Here is a 22,423-nt window from a genome sequence, read left to right on the forward strand (position 1 = left end):
ATCGCGCTCGGGCACCAGGTGGTCCACCTCGCCGTGTTCCACCATCTCGCGCATGAGCTGCATGGTTTCGGGCGCCACGCTGAAGTCGGTGAAGCGCGCCGCAAAGCGCGCCACGCGCAGGATGCGCACAGGGTCTTCGCGGAACGCGTCGGTCACATGGCGCAGCACGCGCGCCTCAATGTCCTGGGCGCCAGAATAGGGGTCAAAAACGCAATCTGCGCTCGTCCCGCCTACGCTTTCAGCTATCGCATTGATAGTCAGGTCGCGGCGCGAGAGGTCTTCTTCCAGCGTCACATCCGGCGCGCTGTGCACCACAAACCCCCGGTAGCCGCGCCCGCTCTTGCGTTCGGTGCGGGCCAGGGCGTATTCCTCGCGCGTTTCGGGGTGCAAAAAGACGGGGAAATCGCGCCCCACGGGCAGGTAGCCCAGCGCCAGCATCTGCTCGGGCGTGGCGCCCACCACCACCCAGTCGCGGTCATTCACCGGCCGACCCAGCAGCTTGTCGCGGACCGCGCCGCCCACCATGTAGATTTGCATCGGGCTAGTTTAGAACCTGTGCCGCGCCGTATATTCAACCCACCATGTCCCTCTCGTCCGACCTCACCATCGCCCAGCTCAACCCCGACGGCAGCGTGCCCGTGCCCACGGCGCCCGATGCCGCTGCCAACGCAGCCGCCGAAGCCTTGCAGCGCGAGGCGCAGTTGGAGGCGCTGAAGGCCCAGGTGGAGGGGCTGCAGGAGATCCTGGCCAAGCCGCTCAACGACATCCTGGCCGAACACGACAAGTTCAAAGAGATGGCGGCCGCGTGGGATTCCTTCGGCGCCATGTGGATGCTGTCGCAGCGCGCCATGCGCCGCGTCGCCATGGACCTGGCGGCCACGCAGGGCGTGAGCGAAGAAGAAGTGGTAGCCCGTGCGCTGGCCTACGCCAACCAGGTGCTCAACACCGAAGACGAAGACCTGGGTGGCTCCATTGCCCCTGTGCAGCTGGCGCACATCGCGCGGCACAAGGCGTTTTTGCGCAAGCAGTTCCGGTAGCGGGGCCGCGCTGGCCCCACCGGTTCACTGGAATACAGGGCGGAAAAAGCTCCGCTCATAACTCACGATGCACCCCGTCTCCTCGGCGTAGCGGAACGCCGCCTGGCAGTCCGCGTCCTGCATCGACGCCTCGCGGTAGCGCTCATAGGCCGCGAGGCTCTCGAACGTGAACAGCGCCAGCGCGATGTTGTTGGCCCCTTCGCTGGGTAGGAAGTAACCGTGGTGCTGGCCGCCGAACTTCTCGACCAGCGGGATCCACAGTTTTCCGTAGTGCTCAAACTCCTTGAGCTTGCTGGTGTTGAGCACGTAGCGCAGATAGATGGTGACGGCCATGGCGGTGCTCAGTCCTCGGTGTGGCGCAGGCGGTAGGGTTCTTCGAAGGCCAGGAAGTCCTTCTCGCCCAGGGCCTCGGCGATCCAGGCCTGCACGCCGGGCAGGGCGCGCACGCGGTTCACATAGGCGGTGATGTGGGCGGGCACGGGCAGGGCGTAGGTGTGCAGGCGCATGCACACGGGGGCAAAGTAGGCGTCGGCCACGCAGAACTGGCCAAACAGCAGGGGGCCGCCGTGTTCCTGCAGCAGGGCGCTCCACATGTCCACCAGGCGCTGCACGTCAGCGCGCACGCCGGGCTTGTCGCGCCATATCAGGGCGCCGGTGTCGGCCAGGTCGGCTTCGATGTTCATGGGGCAGTTGCTGCGCAGGGCGGTGAAGCCGCTGTGCATTTCGGCGCAGACGCTGCGGGCGCGCGCGCGGGCCTTGGCGTCCTGGGGCCAGAGCTGCTTGTCGGCCCAGGTCTCGGCCACATATTCGGCAATCGCCAGGGTGTCCCACACCACCAGGTCGCCATCGACCAGCACCGGCACCTTGCCGGTGGGGCTCACGGGGCCGATGACACGCTTGAACTCCGAGTCGGCCTCGAAGCTGTCGAAGCGCACGCGCACTTCCTCAAACGGGATGCCGGCCTGCTTGAGCAGCACCCAGGGGCGCATGGACCAGGACGAATAGTTCTTGTTGCCGATGTAGAGCTTGGGCATGGTGGACACCTGAAAAAAGAGGTCAGCCCGCCATGCTAGCGGCTGCGCGGCGCGCCAGCGATGCGAAAAACCGGCCCGAATGATGCGCTGCGAGCATCACAGGCCTTCGTGCCGACCGGCTAGCGCCCGTTGGCAGCCTGCCGCGCGGTCGCCAACGGGCTCCGAGGGATCAGACCGGCCAGACCACGCCGTTGTCGTTCAGGATGGCATCGAGCGGCAGGTCGAACTCTTCGGGCTCGAAGTCGTCCAGAAAGCCGTGGGTGAACCCCAGCCCCACGGTGAACGGCTTGGGCTGCAGCGTGGCCAGCGTGCGGTCGTAAAAGCCGCCGCCATAGCCCAGGCGGTAGCCCCCGGCCGCGTAGCCCACGCAGGGCACAAACAGCAGCGTGGGCACGATGACTTCGGTGTCCTTGGGCTTGGGGATGCCGTAGGCGTCCTCTTCCATGGGGCAGCCGGGGTACCAGGCGTGGAAGGTGAGCGTCTTGTGCTGCTTGTTGACCACCGGCAGGCCGATGCGGCGCAGCTGGGGCTCGTCCAGCAGTTCGCCGTCTTCCTTCCAGCGGTGCAGGGCAGGCAGGGGGTCGAATTCGCCCTTGATGGGCCAATAGGCGCCGATCACGGTGTCGGGCCGGTTCACCAGCCAGATGCGCATCACCTGCTGTAACAGGTCGGACCGCTGTAGGCGGTCGGGCAGATTGAGGCGTTCTTCTATCAATGCGCGCCGAAGGGCTGCTTTGTCCATCACATAATTCCCCCATGCAATTGTTTCGAATTCTGACACCGCTTGTCGCCAGTGCCCTGCTTGCCATGGCGGCTCCCCTTGTCCAGGCGCAAAACAGCAAGGGGGACGACACCCTGCTGGAGATGCAGCAGGCCTTCCGCAAGGGCGACCGCAAGCGGCTGGAGCAACTGCTGCCTTCCGCCCGTGGCCATGCGCTGGAGCCCTGGGCCGCCTACTGGGAACTGCGCGTGCGCCTGGCCGAGGCCCAGCCCGCAGAAATCCAGTCCTTCATGCAGCGCTACGCCGGCAGCTACCAGGAGGACCGCATGCGCAACGACTGGCTGCTGCTGCTGGGCCAGCGGCGCAACTGGGCGCAGTTTGCCGAGCAGCACCCCGCCTACCGCATGTCGGACGACCGTGAAGTGCGCTGCTACGCGCTGTTGATCGACACCCTGAAAGGCTCCGCACCCGCCACCGTGGCCGACGATGTGCGCAGCAACTGGTATGCCATCCGCGATGCCGACGACGGCTGCACCCATGCCGCCAGCGAGCTGTACAGCTACAAGAAGCTCAGCGCGCTCGACATCTGGCGCAAGGCGCGACTGGGCGTGGAGGCCAACCGCCCGCGTGTGGTGCGCAACGCGGTCGAAATCGTCTCGCCCGACGCGCTGCCGCAGCTCAAGGAGGTGCTGGACGCGCCCACCAAGTTCCTGCTCTCACGCGCCACGGCACGCGGCAACGCCCGGCAAGAGCTGGTGCTGCTGGCCCTGATCAAGCTCGCAGGCAGCGACCCGGACGGCGCCGCGCAGCAGCTGGACAACAAATGGGGCGTGCACCTCTCGGCCGAAGAGCGCAACTGGGCCTGGGGCGTGATCGGCAAGGCGGCCGCGCAAAAGCTCTCGTCCAACGCGGCGGGTTACTTTGCCAACGTCACCAAGGACACCGACCTGAACGACGACCTGCTGGGCTGGAAGGTGCGCGCCGCCTTGCGCGCCGGGCAGTGGAAAGCCGTGGGCAAGGCTGTCGATGCGATGGGCCCCGACGCCCGCCAGGACAGCACCTGGGTGTACTGGAAGGCGCGCGCACTGTTGTCGGGCCGCGTGACAGACGCCGAGCGCGCAGAAGCGCGCCAGCTGCTCGAAGGCATTGCCAGCACGCGCGGCTTCTACGAAATGCTGGCCATGGAAGAGCTGGGCCAGCGCATCACCACGCCCCCCGCCCCGGCGCCCCTTACCGCTGAAGAAAAAGCGGGTGCCCGAGCCAACCCGGGCCTGAACCGCGCCCTGTACGCCATCCTGCTGGGCCTGCGCAGCGAAGGCGTGCGCGAGTGGAACTACACCACCAACCTGCACCAGAGCGGCGGCATGGGCGACCGCGAACTGCTGGCAGCAGCCGACTTCGCCTGCCAGCGCGAGGTGTGGGACCGCTGCATCAACACCAGCGAACGCACCAAGAGCGTGGTGGATGCCACGCAGCGCTTTCCCACCCCCTTCCGCAGCGCAGTGGTCGAGCGTGCCAATGGCATTGGGCTGGACCCGGCCTATGTGTATGGCCTGATCCGCCAGGAAAGCCGCTTCATCATGGATGCGCGCTCGCACGTCGGCGCCTCGGGCCTCATGCAGGTCATGCCCGCCACCGCGCGCTGGACGGCCAAGAAGATCGGCCTGAACAACTTCACCGCCGACCAGATCAACGACCGCGACACCAACATCACCATCGGCACCGCCTACCTCAAGCTCGCACTGGACGACTTTGCAGGCTCCATGCCCATGGCGGCTGCCGCCTACAACGCCGGCCCCGGCCGCCCGCGCAGCTGGCGCAACGGCCCCGTGCTGGACGCCGCCATCTGGGCTGAAAACGTGCCCTTTGCCGAAACCCGCGACTACGTGAAGAAGGTGCTGGCCAATACCACCAACTACGCCGCCATGCTCACCGGCCAGCCCCAGTCGCTCAAGGGCCGCCTGGGCACCATCGGCCCGCGCGATGCATCGGCGCCCGAGGTGAACAAGGACCTGCCCTGATGCCTCCATCCGCATCTGCCGCAGCACCCGCTGCCGCAGATGCGAAGCGGGTGGGCGAGTGTTTGCTATAAATAGAGTAGCTATAAGCGCATGGTGGAAGCGCGCAAAGCACCGATTTGATTCATATTTTTGGAGGGAAAACCATGAACAAGCTGTGTGGGGTGGCCCTGGCCGCCATGGTGTGCTGGGCGCTGGGCACGGCCCAGGCGCAGCCCGTGTACAAGTGGGTGGATGCCGACGGCAAGACCCACTACGGATCACAACCTCCGCCCGCCAAGCAGGACGCCGAGCCGCTCAAGCTGCAAAGCAACAACGGCAGCACCCGGAGCGCATCGCAGTCTGCCAAGCCCGCCCAGCAGTACAACCCCGACGGCACCAAGAAGATCCCCAAAGACGTGGAGGAGTTTGGCCAGGGCATGAAGAAGGCACTGGAAAAGGTGGACAGCAAACAGGTGCCCCTGAACTGCGCCGCCGCCGTGGACAACATCCACTACCAGGCCGACCAGATGCTGGAGGTGGGCCAGAAAAACGTGCGCGACGGCTACATGGCCCAGGCCGAATACGACAAGACAGCCCCCAAGATCCGCGAGGCCCGGGGCAAATACAGCGTGTCAGACTGCCAGGCGTCGTCGGGCAACAAGAAATTGTTCTACCAATGCATGTCGAGCAGCAACAACCATGTGATGGGGTGCGACAAGCAGTTCAAGCATTGATGGGGAGATGCGGGGCTGGGGGCTGGAAACATACACCGGCGCCTGCTTGAGGCCAGGAACGGACATATGCCGAGACGTCTTATCGAAGTGGAGTTGACCATCGAAGGTCGTACAAAGATGCCTGTCCTCACCGGCGGCATCTATCGTCCACACTTGCGTGTCCAAGGTGGTGAATACCTTGGCGTCTCGTTTGTTGATGGTCAACTGGTTAGTCCCGGGTCCACAGCCCGTTCTGTAGCTGCGCTGATTTATGAGCCCGGTGTCGATTATTCTGCGCTGATGGTCGGCACTCATTTCGACGTTCTTGAAGGACAAACGCTCGTCGGTTCTGGCCGAGTCTTGAGAGGACCGTTTGCTGCCTAGGTACTCGCCGCTGTGGGTTCAACGCTGTCCCCCACCCTGACCAAGCCACATCACACGTTGTGCAGCACATCCCCTTGCCGCACCGCCGCCCCCGACCTTACGAGGTCCTCCACCAGGCTCAATAGCCACTCCCCCTCGGGCTGATCACCGAAATGCCGCTGGTGCAGCATGCCGAAATACGGCGTGCCCTGTGCCCAGGCCGTGAGGTCGGCCATGGTGATCTGCTGCCATTCCAGCAGCTTGTATTTCAGCAGCACCTTGGCCGCATACAGCGCATGTTTGCCGGGGTTGCGCACAAAACCATCCAGGCGGCGGCGGGCGCCGTCGATGGCGCGGGGGGCGTCGGCAAACACGGGGCCGTGGCCGGGGATGACGACCTGGGGTGACAGTTTTTCGATCACATCCAGCGTGGCGGCGACTTCGGCAAACGCTTTGTCGCCCTCCAGCTCGGGGAACACCACGCCAAAGCCGTTTTCCCACAGCGCATCGGCGGATATCAGCACCCGGTCCTGGGGCTCGAACAGCACCACCGAGTGGGGGTCGTGCCCCGGCGCCGCATGCACCTGCCAGGGCTTGTCGCCCAGCAGCACGCACGAGTCCGGCATCAGCAAGGTGTCGGCCCGGAACGGCGGGCATTCCTGCCCCGTGGGGGTGTAGCTGAGCGCATAGGCGTCCCACTGGCGCACATGGTCGGCCTGGCCGGGCGGGATGGCGGTGAGCACACCGGGCCAAGCCTTTTGCAGCGCGGCATTGCCGCCGCAGTGGTCGCTGTGCAGATGGGTGTTGAGCACGCGGTCCAGCGCGCGCCCTTCCAAGGCGCCACGCACCAGGTCCACGGTCTGCTCGGCATGGCTGCAGTAGCCGGTGTCCACGATGGCCGTGTCGTGGTGGCCGATGAAGAGGATGTTGTTGGCCGACAGCCAGCCGCGCTCCAGCACGGTGATTTCGGGGGGGAGCAGGTCGTGGGGGGCGGAACTGGGCATGGGGCAGGCAAACGGTGACAGTCCAGCGTACCGCAGCTGGGCACTGTCAGGCGTTCTCCAAAACCCGCACGCGAACACTCCCCGTCGGGGTGTGGTGTGTCAGAACGTGACGCCCGCCACCAGGATCACGTTGGCGTACGGCGTGCACTCGCCCGTGCGCACCATCACGCGGGCCTGCTGGGTCAGGCGTTTGAACTCGTCGTGCGACACGGACTGTGGCGTAACCGGTAGCTGGCACCACGCGGGCAATTGGCCCCCGTTGCGCTCCACGGCTTCGGTGGCGATCAAGACCTTCTCGACCTGCATTTCCTCCAGCACCACGCGCAGCACATCGGCCACAGCCGGGATGCCGGGCGTAAGCGCCAGGTCGATGCGGCGCGGGCCGGGGGGGATGGGCAGGCCCACATCGCCGATCACCAGCATGTCGCCATGGCCCAGGGTGGCGATGGCGTGGGAGAGTTCGGCGTGCAGCAGGGCGGTGCGTTTCACAGGGGGCTCCAGGCGGGCGGTTGGGGGCTTAGCGCCACGGCGGCGCGGGTGGGGATGGAGGGCTGGGCGCCGGGCTGGGTGACGCACAGGGCCGATGCACGGATGCCTTCGCGCACGGCGGCATCCAGCGGCTCACCGCGTGCCAGGGCCACGGCCAGTGCACCCAGGAAGGTGTCGCCAGCGGCTGTGGTGTCCACGGCTTTCACGACGAGGCCTGGGTGGTAGCGGTTGCCTGCCGCATCGGCGGCCACGGCGCCCGCAGCGCCCAGGGTCACCACCACCTGGGCGGGGCCCTTGGCGCGCAGGGCCTGCGCGGCCTGCGCGGCATCGGCGGGTGTGGTCACGTTCTGGCCTGCCAGCGCGGCGGCTTCCACCTCGTTCACCACCAGCGTGTGCACCAGCGGCCACAGGGCTTTGGGCAGGGCTTGGATGGGCGAGGGGTTGAGCACCACAGGGCAGCCCGCCGCATGCGCCATCTCGGCGGCGGCCAGCACCTGGGCCAGAGGCGTTTCCAACTGCAGCACCAGGCCGCCTGCGCCCTGCAACGCAGCGCCCAGCGAGGCGGCATCCAGCACGAAGCGGCCGTTGGCGCCGGGCACGACCACGATGCGGTTCTGCCCGCTGGCCTCCACGGTGATGGCGGCCACGCCGGTGGTGGTTGCGGTGTCGGTCTGCACGCCGCTGTGGTCGATGCCGTCGGCGTCGAGCCCGGCGCGCAGCGTCTGGCCGTAGCCGTCATCGCCCACCCGGCCGAACAAGGCCACCTGGGCGCCCTGGCGTGCGCAGGCCACGGCCTGGTTGCCGCCCTTGCCGCCGGGTACCAGGTGCAGGGCGTCGGCCAGCACGGTTTCGCCGGGGCCGGGTGCGTGTTGCACCTGCAGCACCAGGTCCATGTTCAGGCTGCCGACGACGGCGATGCGGGGCGCGGTGTTCGTGCTCATGCAGCACCTTCGGGCGCATGTGCCGTGGAGGCGCGCACGCGCAGCTCGGGCTGCAGCATCACCTTGCGTGCGTCCTGGCGCTTGCCGTCGATGCGCTCCAGCAGCATGTCCACCGCCAGTGCGCCGATGCGCTGCTTGGGCTGGGCCACGGTGGTGAGGGGTGGGCTGGTGAAGGCGGTGAGTTCGATGTCGTCAAAGCCCACGATGGACAGTGCCTCGGGCACGCGCAGGTCGCGCTCGTGCGCGGCGCACAGGGCGCCCATGGCCATGAGGTCGTTGCAGACGAAGACGGCAGTGGGCGGCTCGGCCGCGCGCAGCACGGCGTGCATGGCTTCGTAGCCGCCCTGGCTGGTGAAGTTGCCGTGCCACAGCAGGCCTTCGCCGGTGCCGCAGCCCGCGTCGGCCAGGGCCGTGCGCCAGCCGGCAATGCGCTGTTCACTGGGGGCAATGCCTTCGGGGCCGCCGATGCAGGCAATGCGGCGGTGGCCCAGCGACAGCAGGTGGCGCGTGGCCAGCAGGCCGCCCTGCATGTGGGCGGTTTCCACCAGGTCACAGGGCTGCTGTTCAGCGATGTCGATTTCGCGGTCCACCAGCACGGTGGGGATGGACAGGCCCGCGAGCTGCGTGGCCAGCGTGGCGTCATGTCCGGTAGAGACCACGATCAGCCCGTCGATGCGTCGCTCGGCCAGTACCTGCAGGTAGGTGCCCTGGCGGTGCGCCTCGTCGTTGGTGTTGCACAGGATGACGTTGTAGCCCGCGCCAAAGCAGCGGTCTTCCACGCTGTGCACGATCTCGGCAAAGTAGGGGTTGGAGCTGTTGGGGATCAGCATGCCCAGCGTGCGCGTGTTGTTGCTCTTGAGGCTGCGCGCAATCGCGCTGGGCACATAACCCAGGGCGCGGATGGCGGCCTCGACGCGCTCGCGCCCCTCGGGGCTCACGCGGCGCGTGCCGTTGACCACGTGCGACACCGTGGTGACCGACACCTCGGCGTGGCGCGCAACGTCCTTGATAGTAGCCATGCAAAAAGAAGAATGAGGTCGTGGGTGGTGGGGCGGCTGGATGCGGGGGCAGTCTCTCAGACCTTGGCGCGGCGCTGGCGCAGCGTGTCCACAATGACGGCCGCCACGATCACAAAACCCGTGATGATGCGCTTGCTGGGCTCGCTGGCGCCCACCTGGGCCAGGCCCGCCTCCAGCACCGCGATGATGAGCACGCCAAACGCGGTGTTGACCACCGAGCCGCGCCCGCCCATGAGGCTGGTGCCGCCAATCACCACGGCCGCAATCACCTGCAGCTCCATGCCGGTGCCCGCGTTGGGGTCGGCGGCTTCCAGCCGGGCCGACTGCATCAGGCCCGCCAGGCCTGCGAGCAGGCCGGTCATGGCAAACACGATGACGCGGATGGGGCGTGGGTCCACACCGGCCAGGCGCATGGCTTCTTCGTTGGTGCCAATGCCCACCACGCAGCGGCCAAACACCGTGCGCGACAGCACCAGCTGCGCCACCACCACCAGCACCACGGCCAGCAAGAAGGCGAACGAGATGCCGCCAAAGAAGGGTGCTGACAGCCACGAGATCGCATCGCCCACGTACTGCGTGCGCGAGTCGGTCACCACATACGCGCTGCCACGTACGGCTTCGAGCATGCCCAGCGACACGATGAACGAGGGCAACCGCCACGCGACGGAAATGGTGCCCGTGATGGTGCCGCACACCAGGCCCGTGGCCAGTGCCAGCGCGGCGGCGGCGGGCACCGTCCAGCCCCACTGCAGGATGGCAGCGGCCGAGGTGGCGGCGGCCAGCGCCATCACAGAGCCCACCGACAAATCGATGCCCGCGATGATGAGCACAAAGGTCATGCCCACGGCCATCACGGCCAGGGCCGGGATTTCGTTGGCGATGGTGATGAAGGTCTCGGCGCTCCAGAAGTATTCGGACAGCGACGAGAACAGCGCCACCATGCCTGCCAGCACGGCCAGCAGGCCCAGGTAGGTGCCCAGCTGGCTGCGCCAGACCGAGGCCGAGGAGGGCGCCGCAGCGGGCGCGGCAGATGTGGTGGGGGCGTTCATGCGGTCACAGGAGAAGAAGTTGAAGGAGTGGTGCTGGTGCGTCCGCCGGGCTCGGAGAACGCGGCCGCCAGCAGCGATTGCTCGGACCACTCGCCGCGCTCGAACACGGCCACCAGGCGGCCCGCGCTCATCACGCCGATGCGGTCGGCCATGGCCATGAGTTCGCGCAGGTCGGACGAGACCATGAGCAGCGCGCGGCCTTCTGCGGCCATGCGGTCCAGCTCGCCATACAGCTCGGCGCGGGCGCCCACGTCCACGCCTCGCGTGGGTTCGTCGAGCAGCAGCACGCGGCCTTCGCGGTGCAGCCAGCGGGCGAACACCACCTTTTGCTGGTTGCCGCCCGACAGTTGGCCCACGGGCTGCTCGGCGCTGCGGCAGCGGATGCCCAGCGTGCGCACAAAACCCTGCACCAGGCGGCTTTCGAGCCCGCGCTGCAACCAGCCGCCGCGCGACACGGCCGACAGGTCGGACAGCGTGGCGTTGATGCGGATGGGCTGCGAGAGGAGCAGGCCCTGGGACTTGCGGTCTTCGGTGACCAGGCCGACACCGGCGGCGATGGCTTGAAGCGGGGATGCAAAGCCCTGCTGCCAAGTGCGGGGTGCAGTTAAGGTAAGCGGCTTTGCTATGTTTTGTATAGCTGATTGCGCTTGTCCATCAAGCGCTGGAGCCTGTTTTTGTTCAGAATTCGGGTGCAATGTGACGCTGCCCCGGTCTGCCCGGTCCGCGCCGAACAGCAGGCGGACCAGCTCGGTGCGGCCCGATCCAACCAGCCCGGCAATGCCGAAGATCTCGCCCGCACGCAACTCCAGGCTTACGTCCTGCACGGCGGTGCCCCGGCCTAGTTTGTCAGCGCTCATCACCACCGGGCCGACGGGGCGGCGCGGGCGGTGGTCCAGGTCGCTGACCACGCGGCCCACCATGCGCTGCACCAGGTCGTCTTCGTTCATGCCCGCCATGGGGCGAACGTCCACCAGGCGGCCGTCGCGCAGCACGGCCACGCGGTCGGCAATGCGGCGCAGTTCTTCGAGCCGGTGCGACACGTAGATGATGGCTACGCCGCGCGCGGTGAGGTGCGCGATCTGCTCGAACAGGTAATTGGTCTCGCGCGGCGTGAGCATGGCCGTGGGCTCGTCGAGCACCAGGATGCGTGTATCGTCCTGCAGGTTGCGCGCAATCTCCACCATCTGCTGCTGGCCGATCCCCAGCTGCGAGACGGGCGTGGCGGGGTCGATGGTGTCGAGCCCGATCTTGGCCAGCTGCGCGCGGGCCGCCGCGTGCAGCACATCGCGCTGCAGCCAACCCAGCCGGTGGGGCAGGCGGCCCATCAACAGGTTCTCGGCCACGGTGAGCGTGGGCACCAGGCCCAGCTCCTGCATCACCATGCGCACGCCGTGGCGCTCGGCATCGCGGCGCGACGCGGGGGCATAGGCCTGCCCGGCCAGCAACATGCCGCCGCGTGTGGGCTGCGTGAGGCCGCAGAGAATCTTGGACAGCGTGCTCTTGCCCGCGCCGTTCTCGCCCGTCAGCGCCAGCACCTCGCCCGCAAACAGCTCCACGTTCACGCCGTCGAGCACGGTGGCGGTGTAGTCCTTGCCCACGGCCTGGATGGCGAGCAGGGGCGGGGACTGAGGAGCGGGCGAGCGACTAGGCATGGGGGCTTGAATTAGGCGGCTGCAGGGCGGGGTTTATCGGTTGAGTGGCGAATAACGCCAGAAGGGCCTTGTTCGCCGCTCTCGGATTTACTTGCTGTCTTTCGTCACCAGCACCACATCCGTCTTCACCGTGGCGGGCAGCTGGTTCTGCGGCGTCTTGGCGGCCAGGGCCTTCTGTGCCAGTTCGATGCCGAACACGGCCTGCTTGGCGGCGTACTGGTCGGCGGTGGCCAGCACGCGGCCGTCGGCCAGCATGGGCTTGATGGCGCCGATGTTGTCGTAGCCCACCACCTGCACCTTGCCGGTCTTGCCGGCGGCCTTCACGGCGGCCACGGCGCCCAGGGCCATGCTGTCGTTGCCAGCCAGCAGGGCCACCAGGTCAGGGTGCTCGCGCATCATGCCGGCGGCTACCGTGTTGCCTTTTTCGATCTCCCAGTTGCCGGACTGCACGCCCACCACGGTGATGTTGGCGGCCTTCATGGCGTCCTGGTAGCCCAGCGTGCGCTGCTGCGCATTGAAGGTGGTGGACACGCCTTCGATGATGCCGACCTTGTCACCGGCCTTCAGTGTCTTGGCCAGGTGGTCGCCCACCAGCTTGGCGCCAGCACGGTTGTCCGGGCCCACGAAGGGCACGGTGATGTTCTTTTCCTTCAGCGCATCGGCATCGAGCTGGTTGTCGATGTTGACCACGAGGATGCCCTTGTCGATGGCGGACTTGACCACGGGCACCAGCGCCTTGGAGTCGGCGGGGGCCAGCACGATGGCGCTGACCTTCTGCGCCACGGCCTGTTCGATCATCTTGATCTGGGCTGCCGTATCGGTCTCGTTCTTGATGCCGTTGGCCACCAGCGTGTATTCCTTGGCGTGGGCCTTCTGGTGCGCCTTGGCGCCGTCTTCCATGGTGCGGAAGAACTCATTGGCCAGCGACTTCATGATGAGCGCGATCTTCGGCTTGTCCTGCGCGAAGGCAGGGCTGGCCAGCAGGCTGCCCACAACGGCGAGGGCGGCGGCGGTCTGAACGGAACGGCGGGTGAACTGCATGGGTGTTGTCTCCAGGTTGGAATGTGGACAAAGGCAACGCTGAACAAGCCTCTCGCGCCCGGCGCATCCATGGCTCAGACGGTCTGCAGCGTTGCAAATCCTCGCGATAGCTACGGCTATCACTCTGGTTTGCGCCTTGCAGTCCATGCCGATCCAGGGCCCGCCGCATCGCGGAGACTTATCCAGCGTCGCCCTAAGGCGACCGACAGCGTGGAGGGAAATCCCCGGCAGCGCCCCCAAAAAGGAGCGGCTACGGATGCCCGGTGCCTTGTCGCGAACGGGATGATAACGAAAGCAAACGTTTGCGCAAACGTTTGCTAATCAGTAAAAACCCGAAGATGCAGACATTGGACTACCGGCGCAGTGGGGCGATCTGCAGGGTTTACGCCCAAGAAAAAGGGCGCCGAAGCGCCCTGGGGGAGGTGATGGAGGGCAGCGTTTTTCGCTCTGCCCTTAGGAACAACGGCCTCAAGCCTTGCGCAGCTCGCGACGCAAAATCTTGCCCACATTGCTCTTGGGCAGCTCGTCGCGGAACTCGATGTACTTGGGGCGCTTGTAGCCGGTGAGATTTTGGTGGCAGTAGTTGGCCACCTCGTCCTCGGTCAGGGCCGGGTCGTTCTTGATGATGAACACCTTGATGGCCTCGCCCTGCTTCTCATCGGGAACACCAATGGCTGCGCATTCGACCACGCCGGGGCACAGACTGATGACCTGCTCCAGCTCGTTGGGGAACACGTTGAAGCCACTCACCAGGATCATGTCCTTCTTGCGGTCGATGATGCGGGTGTAGCCCTGCGGGTCCATGATGCCGATGTCGCCCGTGCGCATGAAGCCGTCGGGCGTGAAGGCCTTGGCGTTCTCTTCGGGCTGGTTGTAGTAGCCCGCCATCACGTTGGGGCCGCGGATGCAGATCTCGCCCGACTCGCCCTGGGGCAGGCTGTTGCCTTCGTCGTCCTTGATGGCAATGTCGATGCCCGGCAGCGGCAGGCCGATGTTGCCGCTGAACTGGGTGCTGATCACCGGGTTGTTGGTGCCGATGGCGCAGGTCTCGCTCATGCCCCAGCCTTCGATCATGGTGCTGCCGGTCACCTTCTGCCACTGCTTGGCCGTGCCCTCGCTGGCTGCCATGCCCCCGGCCTGCGACACGCACAGGTGCGAAAAATCCAGCGTCTTGAACTGAGGGTTTTGCAGCAGCGCGTTGAACAGCGTGTTCACCGCAGGCAGCATGTGGAAGGGGCGCTTCTTGAGTTCGGCCACGAACTTCGGGATGTCGCGCGGGTTGGGGATCAGCGTCATGCTGGAGCCTTGGCGGATGGCCAGCAGGCACAGCGTGAGCGCGAAGATGTGGTACAGCGGCAGTGCGGCAATGCTGTTGGCCTTGCTCAGGTCGCCCACTTTGGACAGAGCGGGCGTGAACCACGCCTCGGCCTGCAGCGTGGCGGCCACGATGTTGCGGTGGGTGAGCACTGCGCCCTTGGACAGGCCCGTGGTGCCGCCGGTGTACTGCAGGAAGGCAATCGAATCGAGCGTGGCCTGACTGGGTGCGAGCGACTTGTGTTCGCCCAGCGACAGCGCCTTCTTGAACGTGACGACCTTGCGCCCGTTGGACAGCGGCAGGTCGTACGCGGGCACCATCTTGGCCAGGTGGCGCACGGCAAAGGTGATCCATTTGCCAAACCAGAAGCCCAGCAGGTCCCCCATGGAGGCCATCACCACGTGCTTGACGGCCGTGTGGTCGATCACATCGGCCAGCGTGTGGGCAAAGTTCTCCAGGATCACGATGGCGGTGGCGCCCGAGTCCTTGAGCTGGTGCTCCAGCTCGCGCGCGGTGTACAGCGGGTTCACGTTCACGCAGGTGTAGCCCGCGCGCAGCACGGCGGCCATGGTCACGCCAAACTGCGGAATGTTGGGCAGCATGATGGCAACGCGCGCACCGGGCTCCAGCCCCAGGCTTTGCAGATAGGCGCCCAGCGCAGCGGAGCGGCGTTCCAGCTCGCCATAGGTCATCCACTGGTCCATGCAGACCGAGAACGGGCTGGAGGCGTGTTTGCGGAACGACTCTTCCAGCAGGTGGGCCACAGAGCGGTATTGCTCGGGCTTCACGTCGTGTGGGACGCCCGGGGGGTAGCTCTTGAGCCAGATCTTTTCCATGCGCGTGTTTCCTTCGTTAGGGATGTCCTGCATAACTCCCTGCGGTCGGTGATAGCGCGGTCTCGGGCGGTCCGCTGCGTTGCTTTTCTTGCCAATAGCTGGGCTATTGGCTGCAAAAAGGCGCCTTGCGGCCCATCCCGATCCGCACTACCACCGACTCGCGAGGGTCATGCAGGACATCCCTGTGTTCGCCAAATGCCATTGATAGGTGGGCACAGATTGTGGAAGGCGGGCGCGTTGCGGGCTATCGGGCTTGTCCTAGTGTGTGGTTAAGCTGGGTCCCGCAGGTGACAGGGTCGGCATCGAAGAGCAAATCCATCAGCGCCCGCTCACGCTGCTCGATGGTGGCCAGGAACTGCTCCACCCCGCCGCGCTGGCGAGCGAGCTGGCCGAAGGTGTCGAACCCCGCCTCCAGAAACTGTTGCAGTGCGCCCATGCCCGCTGCGTTGGCCGGGCCGCGCATCATGCGCAGCATCATCCGCAGGCCGGGCGTGCGCGTGAGGCGCGCCAGGTCATTGCCCATGGCCAGCACGCGCTGTAACTGCTGCTGGCGCGCGTGGCGCTGGCCTACGGTGCGCCAGGCAGCGGTGTAGCGGGCGGGGTCGTTGGCCGCATCGACGTCTTTATGCGCGAGCCAGGCGCGGCCCATATCCTGGTCCAGTTCCTCGGTCTGCGCGTGCAGCACGGCCAGGGCCACGGCGGTGGTCACGACCGGCTGGGGGAACATGGTCTGCAGCGTGCCCGCGATGCGGCCAAACTGCTGGTCGCGGTCTGTGTAGTCGGTGTCGCTGTACAGCTCTTCCAGAAAAAAGCGCGCTGCGGGCCCGAACGCGGGCGATGCCATCAGGTCGGCATAGGTGCCGCGAAAGCGCCGCGCCTGAAAGGTCTTGACGCTGCCCACCGCCGCCCCCAGCGCCGGGTCCCCCGTGCGGTGCAGGCGCAGGGCGGTCACGTCGGCAATGGCATCGCGGATGGTCTGGGCGGCATCCATGGGGTGGTGTCCTTTCAGCGTTCTGCGGGGTGCGGTGTCGGGCGGTGGTCAGACCGCACAATGCGGCTGGTCGATTACAACATTTGCCCTCACCACCATGATCGCGCGCTGGCAACGAATCCTTCTCCTGTGCATCCTGCTGGCCATGGCCGCCTGGCTGGTGTGGCAATGGCCCCATTCACCGTTGCGTGCTGTGCTGGGGGCACTGGTGCCGCTCAGCATTTACCTGGTGGTGATGGCGGTGGAGTTTGTGCTGATGCACATCACCAACCGTGCCGATGCTGCGCCCCGCGCCCGCCTGTCGCAGGTGGTGGGTGCCTGGTGGGCGGAGGTGTGGGTGGCGCTGCTGGTCTTCTGCTGGCGCCAGCCGTTTCGCCACCAGTCATTGCCCGATTGGCTGCCTGCGCAGCCCACCGGAAAGCGCGGCGTGGTGCTAGTGCATGGCTTCATGTGCAACCGGGGCCTGTGGCTGCCGTGGTTTGCGCAGTTGCAGGCGCGGGGGCATGCCTATGTGGCGGTCAATCTGGAGCCGGTGATGGGCTCGATTGACGAGTACGCCGACATCATCGAAGACGCTGTGCGCAAGGTAACGACGGCCACGGGGCAGGCGCCGGTGCTGTTGTGCCACAGCATGGGCGGGTTGGCGGTGCGGGCGTGGCTGCGGGCGCACCAGGCGGATGGGCGGGTGCACCGTGTGTTGACGCTGGGCACGCCGCATGGGGGCACGTGGCTGGGGCGGTTCAGTCGCGCGGTGAATGGGCGGCAGATGAGCTTGGCGGGGGACTGGGTGGTGGCCTTGCAGCGGGCGGAGCCTGCGGGGCGGGCAGCGTTGTTTACGTGCTGGTATTCGAACTGCGACAACATCGTGTTTCCGGCGACTACTGCGGCGTTGGTGGGGGCGGAACACCGGTTGGTGGAAGGGGTTGCGCATGTGGAGATGGCGTTTGACCCTGGGGTGATGCGGGCCTGTCTGGAGGAGATTGAGCGATAGTCTTTTTGGATAATTTTGGCTGCTAGCGCTTTTCTATAAAGCGCTAGCAGCTATTGTTTTTGTAGCTACTGAGTTTTGCCGGGAGCGTTTGGTCTTCGCTTGCTGAAGCCTGGGCTTTCGGTGGCTACTGCATGCCAGTGTTCCGGGCGGGAGCCGGGACTCGCCCCGGCGGGCGAGGTACTTGTTCTTTGCTTCGCCAAAGAAAAGTACCCAAAAGAAAGGCGACCCCCAGTCTGCGACCCCTTCGCGTTGCGAAGGGGCGAACCTGCGGCGGGGCGGTTGCGGGGTGCGCCGTGGAACTCGCTTTGCGCCTGCGGCGCGCCGCTCGGACAACCACGGCGAGTCAGTTCACAAGGCATGGGCGCTTCGACGCCCATGCTCACCCCACAACCGCCCCGCCGCAGGCGCAGCCAGCAGGGGGTTGGGCAGTCGAACATCCAACAGCCGAACAGCCAAGCAGCCGCACGGGCCTTTGCTGCGCTCGGCCCCATCTCGTGGGCGCAAGCGCCTCGCGCTGCGCAGGCTGGGCCGAGTGCAGCGATGGCCCGAATGGATGTCCGATTCGCGGGTTCCCTTCTGTATGCGCCTGGGGCGCGCAGGGCGCGGGGTGGGCATGGGCGTCGGAGCGCCCATGCTTCGTGAACTGACTCGCCGCAGTTGTTTGAACGGAGCGCGTCAGCGCGCAGTGAGTTCTGCGGCGCACCCCGTGACCGAGCACCCCAGGTTGCCCCGTAGCGCAGCGAAGGGGTCGCAGACAGCAGGGTCGCCCTTTCTTTGGTGACTTTCTTTTGGCGAAGCAAAAGAAAGCCACTGCGCCGCCGGGCGCACACCCCGGCCTCCGCCCTCAACCCAAGCACGCCTTCCAAACCAGTACGCCAAGGCTTCGACAGGCTCAGCCCGAACGGTCACTGTAGTGCTATAAAAATAGTAGCTGTCAGCGCTTTTTAGACAGGCGGAGGCAGCCAATTTCTTTCAAAAAATCAAGCCGCCACAGCCTCCCGCTCATCCGCAGCAAACTCCGGCAACCCCCGCAGCCGCTCATAGATCGGCGCAAAGTCCGCCGCCGTCATCTCGAACAGCTGCTCAAAACTGTCGATCACAAAGTACGTCTGCTGGTACGTATCGATCTTGTAGCGCGTGCGCATGGTGCGCTCCAGCGCCAGCGGAATGCGCTGCGGCTCCGGGCTCTGCACCGAATACGCCAACTCGCCCGACGAGCTCAAAATCCCCGCCCCGTACGCCCGCAACTGCCCCGCCTCGCGGATCAGCCCGAACTCGATGGTGTACCAGTACAAACGCGAGAGCATCTCGCACGACCCCAGCCCCTGCGCCTTCAGCCCTCCCTGGCCGTAGCGCTGCACATAGTCCGCAAACACCGGGTTGAACAGCAGCGGCACATGGCCGAACAGGTCGTGAAAAATGTCGGGCTCGACGATGTACTCGAACTCCTCGGGCTTGCGGATCCAGTCCGTCACCGGGAACTTGCGGTTGGCCAGCAGGGTGAAAAAGGGCACCTCGGGGATCAGCCCCGGCACGCCCACCAGCTCCCAGCCGGTCGCTTTGTAGAGGCGCTCGTTCACCTCTTCAAAACGCGGAATGCGGTCGCTCGCGCCCAGTGAGGGCAGGGCGTCGATGAACGCCTGGCTCGCCAGGCCGGGCAGCAGGGCGCGCTGGCGCTCGTACAGACGGCGATAGGTGTCGTGGTCGGCGGCGGTGTAGGCCGCGTAGTCCTGCGGGCAGGTGTAGTCCGCGTTCGCACGCGAATAGTCGCCGCGCGGTGGGCGGGTGGATTGGCCATAGACGACAGGGGCTTGTCCCATTTTTTTCTCCTTTGCCGCCATGGTCGGCGCACCGCGATGGGGGTGCGCACCAGCCCACGCGGCTGCTAATCGATCTTGATCTTTGCGGCCCGGATCAGAAATTCGTACTTGCTGTTTTCCGAGCGCACAAACTGCGCAAACCCGTCGAGCGTCAGCTCTTCGGGCGTGATGCCCATCTTCTTGAACTTCTCCTTGCCAGCGGGCGAGTGCATCGCGGCGCTGAACGCGTTGGCATAGCGGCGCGCGTCCGCATCAGGCAGCGAGGTCGGCGCGAACAGGCCGAACCAGGTGGACACATTGAAGCCCTGCACGCTGTCGTTGATGCTGGGCACGTTGGGCAGCGCCTCGTTGCGGCTGAGGGTGGTCACACCCAGCGCCAGCAGCTTGCCCGACTGGATCTGCGGCAGCGCCGAGGCCAGGTTGTCAAACACCATCAGCACCTGGCCCGATTCCAGCGCGGCGAGCGCGGGCTTGGAGCCCTGGAAGGGCGTGTGGCCCATCTTGGTGTTGGTGAGCGACTTGAACATCTCGGCCGAGATGTGGCCGATGCTGCCGTTGCCGCCCGAGCCGTACTTGGCCTGGTCCGGGTTCTTCTTGAGGTACTGCACCAGGTCCGGCGTGGTCTTGATGCCCAGCTTGGCGGCCTGCGCCGCACTCACCACCAGCACATTGGGCGTGCGCGCCACGAGGGCGATGGGCTTGAAGTCCTTGAGTGCGTTGTAGGGGAAGTTCTTGTACAGCCAGGGATTGACGGCGTGGGTGGCCACGGCGCCCATCAGCACCTGGTTGCTGGTCTTGGGAGATTTGGCGACCTGGTCGGCTCCGGTACTACCACCCGCCCCCGGTTTGTTCTCCACGGTAATGGAGCCCAACTGGGCGGCAGCACCGTCGGCCACGATGCGGGCCGAGGTGTCCAGCGGACCACCAGCGGGGTAGGGAACCACGATGGTGAGCGGGGCAGAGGGGCTTTGGGCCATGGCAAAGGTGGCCACACAGGTCAGGCCAACACTGAACAGGGTGCTACGGAGCGACATCGGGATCCTTTTGAGTTCCGGGGAGCGCGCAGTATAGGCACCTGTTCAGGGTTAACCCTGGATGTCTGATGACTTAGGTGTTCAGCACGCCACGGCGGATCTGGTCGCGCTCCAGCGACTCGAACAGCGCCTTGAAGTTGCCTTCGCCAAAGCCGTCGCGGTAGTCGCCTTCGCGCTGGATGAATTCGAAGAACACCGGGCCCAGCATGGGCGTGGAGAAGATCTGCAGCAGCAGGCGGGGCGTGCCGTCAGCGGTGGATCCATCAAGCAGGATGCCGCGCGACTGCAGCTCGGGCACGGGCTGGCCGTGGCCGGGCAAACGGGTGTCCAGCATTTCGTAGTAGACCTCGTTGGGTGCCGTGGCCAGGGGCACGCCGGCCATGCCCAGCTTGTCCACCACGTCCAGCAGGTTGTCGCAGATCAGCGCGATGTGCTGGATGCCTTCGCCGTTGAACTGCATCAAAAATTCTTCGATCTGGCCGCCACCCTGCTTGGCTTCTTCGTTCAGTGGGATGCGGATCATGCCGTCGGGCGCTGTCATGGCCTTGGAGGTCAGGCCCGTGTATTCGCCCTGGATGTCGAAGTAGCGGATCTCACGGAAGTTGAACAGCTTCTCGTAGAAGTTGGCCCAGAAGCCCATGCGGCCCCGGTACACGTTGTGGGTGAGGTGGTCGATGAGGTTCAGGCCATGGCCCACAGGGCGGCGGTCCACACCTTCGATGAATTCGAAGTCGATGTCGTAGATGGACTTGCCGTCTTCAAAGCGGTCGATCAAGTACAGCGGTGCACCGCCAATGCCCTTGATGGCGGGCAGGCGCAGTTCCATGGGGCCGGTGGGGATGTCAATAGGCTGGGCGCCCAGTTCCAGTGCGCGGTTGTAAGCCTTGTGCGCATCCTTCACGCGGAAGGCCAGGCCGCAGGCAGACGGGCCATGCTCCGCGCCAAAGTACGCGGCTTGGCTGTGGGGCTCGCGGTTCAGGATGAAGTTGATGCCGTTCTGGCGGTACAGCACCACGTCCTTGGAGCGGTGCTTGGCGACCAGCGTGAAACCCAGCTTTTCAAATACGGCCTCCAGCACACCGGGCTGGGGCGAGGTGAATTCGACGAACTCGAAGCCCATCAGGCCCATGGGGTTGTCCCAGGCAGCGAGCTGGGCGGTGGTTTCTTGCGGCAAGGCGGCGTTCATGGGGTGTCTCCGGCATTCGTTGATGAATGTCATGGACTGTAGGCGTGGCCTGCCTCATGTTTCTGGCGAAATCAAGAGGCTTTGCCGCTTGATTTGCAGGAATCTTGTGAATGATCAAAATTCCGCGCAATCAGGCGGCGCTTCGGGCAGGGAAGGTCGCCGCGCCGATGCGGCGTCGCCAGGTGCCTGCAGAGCGCTAGGAGCCCGAAGCGCCCGCGCTAAGCCGGCGCAGCGCCAGCGCGGCGTCGATGCGTTGTTGCTCCTCGGGCGAGAAAAGCTGCTGGCGCAATTGCTGCAGGCCAGGGCCCTCGCCCTGTTGCGCCCGGGCTTGGCTGTACTGGTCCAGGCGCTGGTTCCAGTGCTGTTCCTCCCGGTCCAGCTGGGCCATGGCCTGGGCGGCCGCCGGGCCGTATTGCGCGCTGCGGGCGGCGTAGCGGGTGCGCTCGTCGGCATTGCTGGCGTTGAACACGGCCGTCTGCGCGGCGGCGGCCATGTGTTCGGTGGCGGCGCTGCGTTCGGCACGGCGCTCGGCAGAGAGTTCGTTGTCGGCCGCCTGCAGCGCCTGGGCGCGCTGCTCGGGGCTGAGCTGGATGTTGCGCTCAATCTCCAGGCGCGCCAGGGTGTAGCGGTCCAGCTCGGCCTCGCGGGCGAACAGGGCGTCGTATTCGGCGTCGTCAAAAAACTGCAGGCGCACCTTGTGGCGCGCTTCCAGTGCGTCGCGCAGTGCGCGTGGGTCGGTCAGGTCCTGCGGCGCGCGCAGGCTGCCCAGGGCCACGCGATAGTCCACATAGCGCTCGGCCAGGGCCAGCGCACGGGTGGCCAGGGTGGCGGGGAAATGCTGGTTCACCAGTGCGGCCAGGCGCTGCTTGAGCACGGCCGGGTCGCTGGCGTCGCCCGCTTCCATCAACAGGGCTTCCAGCGTGTCGCGCAGGCCGTGCACCAGCAGCGGGTCGGCCGGGCCATCGGCGGTGATGGCGCGGCGGCGTGCAAAAAAGCTGTTGTCCACGCCCTGTGCTGGCGATGGTTGTACCTGGGCACCGGCGGTGGCGGCGGCCGCCCCCACGGGTGGTTGATGCGTATCCCCCGCGCCCAACCCGGCAGGGCCTCCCAGCCACCAGACCACGGCGGCCGTGGTGAAGGCCAGGAGTGCGGCGGCAACCGCCCAGGTGCGCAAGGGTTGGGCCATG

At 66.1% G+C, this 22,423-nt stretch carries 21 protein-coding genes and 1 pseudogene; 5 read left to right on the forward strand and 17 right to left on the reverse strand.

Going from position 1 to position 22,423, the window contains the following annotated elements:
• A pseudogene (locus ACTPOI_RS23985) lies at positions 1-537 on the reverse strand (multifunctional CCA tRNA nucleotidyl transferase/2'3'-cyclic phosphodiesterase/2'nucleotidase/phosphatase); the annotation flags it as partial.
• A 44-nt stretch (positions 538-581) separates the two neighbouring features.
• Between ACTPOI_RS23985 and ACTPOI_RS23990 the strand changes: the two are divergent.
• On the forward strand, positions 582-1,037 hold the full coding sequence (locus tag ACTPOI_RS23990) for a hypothetical protein (protein WP_440113693.1): 456 nt from the start codon (positions 582-584) through the stop codon (positions 1,035-1,037).
• A gap of 24 nt (positions 1,038-1,061) precedes the next feature.
• On the opposite strand, the gene ACTPOI_RS23995 is transcribed toward ACTPOI_RS23990, so the two are convergent.
• The 3 genes from ACTPOI_RS23995 to ACTPOI_RS24005 all read right to left on the reverse strand — a co-directional run bounded on the left by ACTPOI_RS23995 (position 1,062) and on the right by ACTPOI_RS24005 (position 2,813).
• Positions 1,062-1,370 carry an NIPSNAP family protein gene (locus ACTPOI_RS23995; RefSeq protein ID WP_440113696.1) on the reverse strand — a complete coding sequence of 103 codons (309 nt, stop codon included), beginning with the start codon at positions 1,368-1,370 and terminating at the stop codon, positions 1,062-1,064.
• Between the two features lie 8 nt (positions 1,371-1,378).
• Positions 1,379-2,071 carry a glutathione S-transferase family protein gene (locus tag ACTPOI_RS24000; RefSeq protein WP_440113699.1) on the reverse strand — a complete coding sequence of 231 codons (693 nt, stop codon included), beginning with the start codon at positions 2,069-2,071 and terminating at the stop codon, positions 1,379-1,381.
• Between the two features lie 169 nt (positions 2,072-2,240).
• The gene (locus ACTPOI_RS24005; protein ID WP_094288969.1) at positions 2,241-2,813 is read right to left on the reverse strand and encodes a 5-formyltetrahydrofolate cyclo-ligase; all 573 of its coding nucleotides are present in this window, start codon (positions 2,811-2,813) and stop codon (positions 2,241-2,243) included.
• Positions 2,814-2,827: 14 nt separating this feature from the next.
• Between ACTPOI_RS24005 and ACTPOI_RS24010 the strand changes: the two genes are divergently transcribed.
• The 3 genes from ACTPOI_RS24010 (at position 2,828) to ACTPOI_RS24020 (ending at position 5,889) form a co-directional block, all read left to right on the forward strand.
• Complete coding sequence (locus tag ACTPOI_RS24010; RefSeq protein ID WP_094288967.1) at positions 2,828-4,813, forward strand: lytic transglycosylase domain-containing protein; 1,986 nt, start codon at positions 2,828-2,830, stop codon at positions 4,811-4,813.
• A 143-nt stretch (positions 4,814-4,956) separates the two neighbouring features.
• A complete protein-coding gene (locus ACTPOI_RS24015) occupies positions 4,957-5,526 on the forward strand; it encodes a DUF4124 domain-containing protein (protein WP_440113703.1) in 570 nt (189 codons plus the stop codon).
• A 66-nt stretch (positions 5,527-5,592) separates the two neighbouring features.
• Positions 5,593-5,889: a hypothetical protein gene (locus ACTPOI_RS24020; RefSeq protein ID WP_165773894.1), complete on the forward strand. Its 297-nt coding sequence runs from the start codon at positions 5,593-5,595 to the stop codon at positions 5,887-5,889.
• 50 nt (positions 5,890-5,939) lie between these two features.
• Here the strand turns inward: ACTPOI_RS24020 and ACTPOI_RS24025 are convergent, their stop codons facing one another.
• The 9 genes from ACTPOI_RS24025 to ACTPOI_RS24065 all read right to left on the reverse strand — a co-directional run bounded on the left by ACTPOI_RS24025 (position 5,940) and on the right by ACTPOI_RS24065 (position 16,205).
• Positions 5,940-6,872 (reverse strand): MBL fold metallo-hydrolase, encoded by a 933-nt coding sequence (locus ACTPOI_RS24025; protein ID WP_440113706.1) that lies wholly within the window; start codon positions 6,870-6,872, stop codon positions 5,940-5,942.
• Between the two features lie 99 nt (positions 6,873-6,971).
• The gene (gene rbsD / locus ACTPOI_RS24030) at positions 6,972-7,361 is read right to left on the reverse strand and encodes a D-ribose pyranase (protein WP_440113709.1); all 390 of its coding nucleotides are present in this window, start codon (positions 7,359-7,361) and stop codon (positions 6,972-6,974) included.
• The gene (gene rbsK / locus ACTPOI_RS24035; protein ID WP_440113712.1) at positions 7,358-8,302 is read right to left on the reverse strand and encodes a ribokinase; all 945 of its coding nucleotides are present in this window, start codon (positions 8,300-8,302) and stop codon (positions 7,358-7,360) included. Before rbsK ends, rbsD begins: the two co-directional genes overlap by 4 nt.
• The gene (locus tag ACTPOI_RS24040; RefSeq protein ID WP_440113715.1) at positions 8,299-9,321 is read right to left on the reverse strand and encodes a LacI family DNA-binding transcriptional regulator; all 1,023 of its coding nucleotides are present in this window, start codon (positions 9,319-9,321) and stop codon (positions 8,299-8,301) included. Before ACTPOI_RS24040 ends, rbsK begins: the two co-directional genes overlap by 4 nt.
• Positions 9,322-9,377: 56 nt before the next feature.
• The gene (locus tag ACTPOI_RS24045; RefSeq protein ID WP_260666191.1) at positions 9,378-10,370 is read right to left on the reverse strand and encodes an ABC transporter permease; all 993 of its coding nucleotides are present in this window, start codon (positions 10,368-10,370) and stop codon (positions 9,378-9,380) included.
• The gene (locus ACTPOI_RS24050) at positions 10,367-12,022 is read right to left on the reverse strand and encodes a sugar ABC transporter ATP-binding protein (protein ID WP_440113718.1); all 1,656 of its coding nucleotides are present in this window, start codon (positions 12,020-12,022) and stop codon (positions 10,367-10,369) included. The genes ACTPOI_RS24045 and ACTPOI_RS24050 overlap by 4 nt, the downstream gene beginning before the upstream one ends.
• Positions 12,023-12,109: 87 nt before the next feature.
• Positions 12,110-13,063, reverse strand: coding sequence for a sugar ABC transporter substrate-binding protein (locus ACTPOI_RS24055; RefSeq protein WP_440113721.1), 954 nt, complete (start codon positions 13,061-13,063; stop codon positions 12,110-12,112).
• 468 nt (positions 13,064-13,531) lie between these two features.
• On the reverse strand, positions 13,532-15,214 hold the full coding sequence (locus ACTPOI_RS24060) for an AMP-binding protein (RefSeq protein WP_440113724.1): 1,683 nt from the start codon (positions 15,212-15,214) through the stop codon (positions 13,532-13,534).
• A 244-nt stretch (positions 15,215-15,458) separates the two neighbouring features.
• Positions 15,459-16,205: an FFLEELY motif protein gene (locus ACTPOI_RS24065; protein WP_440113727.1), complete on the reverse strand. Its 747-nt coding sequence runs from the start codon at positions 16,203-16,205 to the stop codon at positions 15,459-15,461.
• Positions 16,206-16,302: 97 nt separating this feature from the next.
• On the opposite strand from ACTPOI_RS24065, the gene ACTPOI_RS24070 reads away from it, so the two are divergent.
• Entirely contained in the window at positions 16,303-17,196 is an 894-nt protein-coding gene (locus ACTPOI_RS24070; RefSeq protein WP_440113730.1) for an esterase/lipase family protein, read from the forward strand.
• A 980-nt stretch (positions 17,197-18,176) separates the two neighbouring features.
• On the opposite strand, the gene phhA is transcribed toward ACTPOI_RS24070, so the two are convergent.
• From phhA to ACTPOI_RS24090, 4 genes are all read right to left on the reverse strand, one after another.
• A complete protein-coding gene (gene phhA, locus ACTPOI_RS24075; RefSeq protein WP_137747068.1) occupies positions 18,177-19,016 on the reverse strand; it encodes a phenylalanine 4-monooxygenase in 840 nt (279 codons plus the stop codon).
• 65 nt (positions 19,017-19,081) lie between these two features.
• On the reverse strand, positions 19,082-20,050 hold the full coding sequence (locus ACTPOI_RS24080; protein WP_440113734.1) for a Bug family tripartite tricarboxylate transporter substrate binding protein: 969 nt from the start codon (positions 20,048-20,050) through the stop codon (positions 19,082-19,084).
• A gap of 73 nt (positions 20,051-20,123) precedes the next feature.
• Entirely contained in the window at positions 20,124-21,236 is a 1,113-nt protein-coding gene (gene hppD / locus ACTPOI_RS24085) for a 4-hydroxyphenylpyruvate dioxygenase (protein WP_094288941.1), read from the reverse strand.
• A 196-nt stretch (positions 21,237-21,432) separates the two neighbouring features.
• Complete coding sequence (locus ACTPOI_RS24090; RefSeq protein ID WP_440113738.1) at positions 21,433-22,422, reverse strand: lipase secretion chaperone; 990 nt, start codon at positions 22,420-22,422, stop codon at positions 21,433-21,435.
• Position 22,423 lies beyond the last annotated feature (1 nt).

Source organism: Acidovorax sp. BL-A-41-H1, assembly GCF_051942715.1.

Excerpts from the sequence above, each read along its gene's own strand:
- ACTPOI_RS24015 (WP_440113703.1), top strand. The coding sequence starts at position 4,957 with ATGAACAAGCTGTGTGGGGTGGCCCTGGCCGCCATGGTGTGCTGGGCG.
- ACTPOI_RS24080 (WP_440113734.1), bottom strand. The coding sequence starts at position 20,050 with ATGTCGCTCCGTAGCACCCTGTTCAGTGTTGGCCTGACCTGTGTGGCC.
- ACTPOI_RS24060 (WP_440113724.1), bottom strand. The coding sequence starts at position 15,214 with ATGGAAAAGATCTGGCTCAAGAGCTACCCCCCGGGCGTCCCACACGAC.
- ACTPOI_RS24025 (WP_440113706.1), bottom strand. The coding sequence starts at position 6,872 with ATGCCCAGTTCCGCCCCCCACGACCTGCTCCCCCCCGAAATCACCGTG.
- ACTPOI_RS24055 (WP_440113721.1), bottom strand. The coding sequence starts at position 13,063 with ATGCAGTTCACCCGCCGTTCCGTTCAGACCGCCGCCGCCCTCGCCGTT.
- ACTPOI_RS24005 (WP_094288969.1), bottom strand. The coding sequence starts at position 2,813 with ATGGACAAAGCAGCCCTTCGGCGCGCATTGATAGAAGAACGCCTCAAT.
- ACTPOI_RS23990 (WP_440113693.1), top strand. The coding sequence starts at position 582 with ATGTCCCTCTCGTCCGACCTCACCATCGCCCAGCTCAACCCCGACGGC.
- ACTPOI_RS24000 (WP_440113699.1), bottom strand. The coding sequence starts at position 2,071 with ATGCCCAAGCTCTACATCGGCAACAAGAACTATTCGTCCTGGTCCATG.
- ACTPOI_RS24040 (WP_440113715.1), bottom strand. The coding sequence starts at position 9,321 with ATGGCTACTATCAAGGACGTTGCGCGCCACGCCGAGGTGTCGGTCACC.
- ACTPOI_RS24065 (WP_440113727.1), bottom strand. The coding sequence starts at position 16,205 with ATGGATGCCGCCCAGACCATCCGCGATGCCATTGCCGACGTGACCGCC.
- ACTPOI_RS24070 (WP_440113730.1), top strand. The coding sequence starts at position 16,303 with ATGATCGCGCGCTGGCAACGAATCCTTCTCCTGTGCATCCTGCTGGCC.
- ACTPOI_RS23995 (WP_440113696.1), bottom strand. The coding sequence starts at position 1,370 with ATGGCCGTCACCATCTATCTGCGCTACGTGCTCAACACCAGCAAGCTC.
- ACTPOI_RS24050 (WP_440113718.1), bottom strand. The coding sequence starts at position 12,022 with ATGCCTAGTCGCTCGCCCGCTCCTCAGTCCCCGCCCCTGCTCGCCATC.
- ACTPOI_RS24010 (WP_094288967.1), top strand. The coding sequence starts at position 2,828 with ATGCAATTGTTTCGAATTCTGACACCGCTTGTCGCCAGTGCCCTGCTT.
- phhA (WP_137747068.1), bottom strand. The coding sequence starts at position 19,016 with ATGGGACAAGCCCCTGTCGTCTATGGCCAATCCACCCGCCCACCGCGC.
- ACTPOI_RS24020 (WP_165773894.1), top strand. The coding sequence starts at position 5,593 with ATGCCGAGACGTCTTATCGAAGTGGAGTTGACCATCGAAGGTCGTACA.
- ACTPOI_RS24045 (WP_260666191.1), bottom strand. The coding sequence starts at position 10,370 with ATGAACGCCCCCACCACATCTGCCGCGCCCGCTGCGGCGCCCTCCTCG.
- hppD (WP_094288941.1), bottom strand. The coding sequence starts at position 21,236 with ATGAACGCCGCCTTGCCGCAAGAAACCACCGCCCAGCTCGCTGCCTGG.
- ACTPOI_RS24090 (WP_440113738.1), bottom strand. The coding sequence starts at position 22,422 with ATGGCCCAACCCTTGCGCACCTGGGCGGTTGCCGCCGCACTCCTGGCC.
- rbsK (WP_440113712.1), bottom strand. The coding sequence starts at position 8,302 with ATGAGCACGAACACCGCGCCCCGCATCGCCGTCGTCGGCAGCCTGAAC.